Source organism: Trebonia sp. (genome assembly GCF_030042015.1).
Classification (GTDB): Bacteria; Actinomycetota; Actinomycetes; order Streptosporangiales; family Streptosporangiaceae; genus Trebonia.
This window is the reverse complement of the sequence record NZ_JASIAL010000470.1, coordinates 1-3,629: the sequence shown is the minus strand read 5'-3', so window position 1 is coordinate 3,629 and position 3,629 is coordinate 1. Positions and strand designations below refer to the sequence as shown.

General features: G+C 70.2%; 5 protein-coding genes. All 5 read right to left on the bottom strand.

From position 1 onward, the window contains the following. Positions 1 to 268, bottom strand: a 268-nt coding sequence (locus tag Q1N79_RS24940) for a cadmium resistance transporter (RefSeq protein WP_300613009.1), incomplete at its 3' end; no start/stop codon positions are given. A gap of 150 nt (positions 269 to 418) precedes the next feature. Beyond that, complete coding sequence (locus tag Q1N79_RS24935; RefSeq protein ID WP_300613007.1) at positions 419 to 832, bottom strand: pyridoxamine 5'-phosphate oxidase family protein; 414 nt, start codon at positions 830 to 832, stop codon at positions 419 to 421. 73 nt (positions 833 to 905) lie between these two features. Continuing rightward, a complete protein-coding gene (locus Q1N79_RS24930; protein WP_300613005.1) occupies positions 906 to 1,589 on the bottom strand; it encodes a CE1759 family FMN reductase in 684 nt (227 codons plus the stop codon). Next, positions 1,586 to 2,071 carry a MarR family winged helix-turn-helix transcriptional regulator gene (locus Q1N79_RS24925; protein WP_300613003.1) on the bottom strand — a complete coding sequence of 162 codons (486 nt, stop codon included), beginning with the start codon at positions 2,069 to 2,071 and terminating at the stop codon, positions 1,586 to 1,588. The genes Q1N79_RS24930 and Q1N79_RS24925 overlap by 4 nt, the downstream gene beginning before the upstream one ends. Continuing rightward, positions 2,068 to 3,255, bottom strand: coding sequence for an LLM class flavin-dependent oxidoreductase (locus Q1N79_RS24920; protein WP_300613001.1), 1,188 nt, complete (start codon positions 3,253 to 3,255; stop codon positions 2,068 to 2,070). Before Q1N79_RS24920 ends, Q1N79_RS24925 begins: the two co-directional genes overlap by 4 nt. Between the last annotated feature and the right edge of the window lie 374 nt (positions 3,256 to 3,629).

Below are 3,629 nucleotides of genomic sequence, written 5' to 3'. Positions count from 1 at the left end.
CCAGCCGCACGGCGCCCAGGCCGAGCGGCAGCAGGGCAAGCAGCCAGAGCCAGCCGTGCGGGATCGCCGCCAGGCCGCGGCCGGCGGCCAGCGACACCGCCACAAGGACCGCCATGCCCGCGTACTGCCCGGCCCAGATCTGCCGGCGCCGGGGACGCCCGGTGGCCCGCGCGGAGGCGTTCAGCACCGACAGCACGACCAAGTCGTCGATGTTGGTGCCCGCGAACAGCCCCGCGGCGGCGGCGACCACGGCTGGCAGTGCGTCCATGAACGCGGGAAACCCCCTTCGGCCTGCGCAGGCACCAGCTTCGCACACAGCCGGGGGCAAGGCCGGCGCGCATCGCCTGACGGGGGAGAGGCGGGCGCGATCGGAGACGCCACGGTCCGTTCGGGATAATGATCTTGATTTTGGCGGCCGTCAGCCGAGGCGGCGGCCGGTGAGAATGCCCGGGGTGATCCGGATGAAGTGCTCGCGCTCGCCGGGCGCCCACGGCCGCGGGCCCGTCTCCCGCAGGCGGGCGAGGTCGGCGGGATCGGTCACTTCCCGCGAATGGCCGACGGCGGTGACGCTCCAGCCGCGGTGCTGGCTGGCGTCGAGGGTGTCGGCCTCGAACGCCACGACCGCGCCGCGGGTGGCCGCGGCGAGCTTGCCGCTCCCGTCGGTCCTGACCACGATGTCGCCGCCGTCGAGGGCGAAGTTCACCAGTTCCACCGCCGGCATGGCCCGCCGGGTGTAGACGATCCGGCCGACCGGCACCGACGCGAGCAGCCGCAGGCATTCATCCCTGGTCAGCTCGTCGAGCACGCTCGGGTCGCCGTTGTCAGTTCGCATACCGAGAGTATTCGGCCCGCGCGCCGCGGGGCAGCAGGGCCGTAAGTCCCCGCCCGCACGGCCGTCAGGACCGTTATCCGGCGGGACCGCCGGTCGCCAGGCGCATGAGGTCGGTGTCGAGGTCGATGTCGGTCCCGGTCCCGCCCGCGCCGCCGAACTCGTGGGAGTAGCTGCCCCACGACTCGTCCCTGACCTTGCGGGCGAAGCCGCTTTCCATGAGCAGCACGAGCTCTCGCGCCGCCCGGTCGACGCGCGTGTTGAGCGACGGGTCGCCCCAGTCTTCCGGGGCGGCGAACAGCGAGGTCGGCACGGTCATCGTGCGCAGGAAGGCGAACAGCGAGCGCATCTGGTCGTCCACGACGAGGGCGTGCCGCGCGGTCCCGGCCGTGGCGGCGAGCACGACCGGCTTGGCGATCAGCAGGTCGTTGTCGAGCACGTGGAAGAACGAGGTGAACAGCGCGCTTGCGCCCGCCTTGTAGACCGGGGCGGCGGCGATGATCCCGTCGGCCTCGGCGAGCGCGGCGATCGCCCGCCGCAGCCTGGGCGTGATCAGCTGGGAGGTCAGGGCGGTCGTGATGTCGGCGGCGATCTCGCGCGGCTCGATGACCGTGACCGTCACCTGGTGGCCGCGGCCGGCCGCCAGCGCCGCGGCGCGGTCCGCGACGCGGTCGGCGAGCAGCCTGGTCGACGACGGGTCGCCGGTTCCGGCGCTGACGACCGCCAGCTTGAATGTCTGCTGCGCATGCGCGGCGTTCATGGCGCGGATGTCCTCGTTCCCGTGGTGTTGCCTTCGTTCGCGGCTAGCTTGCGGCAGATCGCCTCCAGCTGCCTTAGTTCGCCGGGGGTCAGGTCGGCGATCATGGCGCGGGCGACGCTGCGGGCGTGCTCGCGGCCGACCTGCTGCTGCAGCGCGCGGCCTTGCCCGGTGAGCGACAGGCGCACGCCGCGCCCGTCGCTCGGGTCCGCGTCGCGCTGGATGAATCCGCGGTCCGCCAGCCGGTCCACCATCCTGGACAGGGCCGGCTGGCTGAGCAGGACGTGCCTGTTGAGCTCGGAAAGCCGGATCGGCGCCGGGCACTTGGACAGCGTGTAGAGCACGTCGTACTCCCGCATGGACAGGTCCGCCCAGATGTCTTCGGCCGCGAACCGCTTGATCAGGAAGGCGTGCGCGGACAGCAGCGCCTCCCATGCGTCGTTCGCGTGGTGCCTGGAATCAGCCATCTTCTTGGTCGCCGTCACGGGGCCGGGTACCGCGCCGCGAACTCCGGCGCGCTGTCCTGGTAGGGGGACGAGCCGGTCACGTTGTCGCCGCGGTTGGCGTTCGGGCGCGGCTGGCGCGGCGCCTGGTCGCCGTATTTCGCCCTGACCAGGCTCGCGTGCGTCGGGGCGTCAGGAGTCTGCGGGTCCTGCCTTGCTGTCATCTCCTTGCGCAGGGTCGGGATGACCTCCCCGCCGAGCAGCTCGAGCTGGTCGAGCACGGTGTTCAGCGGCAGCCCGGCGTGGTCCACCAGGAACAGCTGGCGCTGGTAGTCCCCGAAGTGCTCGCGGAACGTCAGGGTCTTGTCGATGACCTCCTGCGGGCTGCCCACGCTGAGCGGGGTCAGCTCCATGAAGTCCTCCATGCTCGGCCCGTGGCCGTAGACCGGCGCCTCGCTGAAGTAGGGGCGGAATTCCCGCTTCGCGTCCTGGGAGTTCCTCGCGATGTACGCCTGGCCGCCGAGGCCGACGATCGCCATGTTCTCTGCGCCATGGCCGTAGTGGGCGAAGCGCTGCCGGTAGAACCGGATCAGCCGCATGTAGTGCTCCTTGGGCCAGAAGATGTTGTTGGCGAAGAAGCCGTCGCCGTAGTAGGCGGCTTGTTCGGCGATCTCGGGGGAGCGGATCGAGCCGTGCCACACGAACGGCGGCACGTCGTCAAGCGGCCGCGGGATGCTCGTGAACCCCTGCAGCGGGGCGCGGAACTTGCCCTGCCAGTCCACGACGTCCTCGCGCCACAGCCGGTACAGCAGGTTGTAGTTCTCCAGCGCGAGCGGCAGGCCCTGCCTGATGTCCTGGCCGAACCACGGGTACACCGGGGCCGTGTTGCCGCGGCCGAGCATGAGGTCCATCCGGCCCTTGCTCAGGTGCTGCAGCATCGCGTACTCCTCGGCGATGCGCACCGGGTCGTTGGTCGTGATCAGCGTGGTCGACGTGGTCACGATCAGGCGCTTTGTCGTCGCGGCGATGTAGGCGAGCAGCGTCGTCGGCGCGGAGGAGAAGAACGGCGGGTTGTGGTGCTCGCCGATCGCGAACACGTCCATGCCGACCTCTTCGGTCCGCTGGGCGATCTTGACGATCGCGTCGATGCGCTCGGCCTCGCTCGGGGTGTCGCTGGTTACCGGGTCCCTGGTGATGTCACTGACCGAGAAGATCCCGAACTGCATGTCGTGCCTTCCTGGCGCCTCGCCTGCGCGCCGCAGGTATATGCGTTTGCATGTATCTGTAACAGCGGGGGCGCTCGGGTATTCCCGGCCCGGCCGGTGGCGGCGGCAGGCGGGGCGGGTTGATAGGCGTAACGTAGCCGGACGGTAACAGAGTGTTCTGAGGGGTCGGGGCGACCTTGGGAGCGGCGCGGGGTGGGGGTGTCCGGCCAGGTCGGGTTTGTGGTAGGTACAGTTCAGTGAACCGCGATGCTTGTGGTTCCCCCTCTTCCCTTCCTGCCCGGCTCGGAGGTAAGCAAGGAAGCTAGGAAGCTCGGGGTTGAGCAAGGCAAGCGGGAAAGGAAGCACGGAGGGCAGGCAGCGACGATGACGGGCAT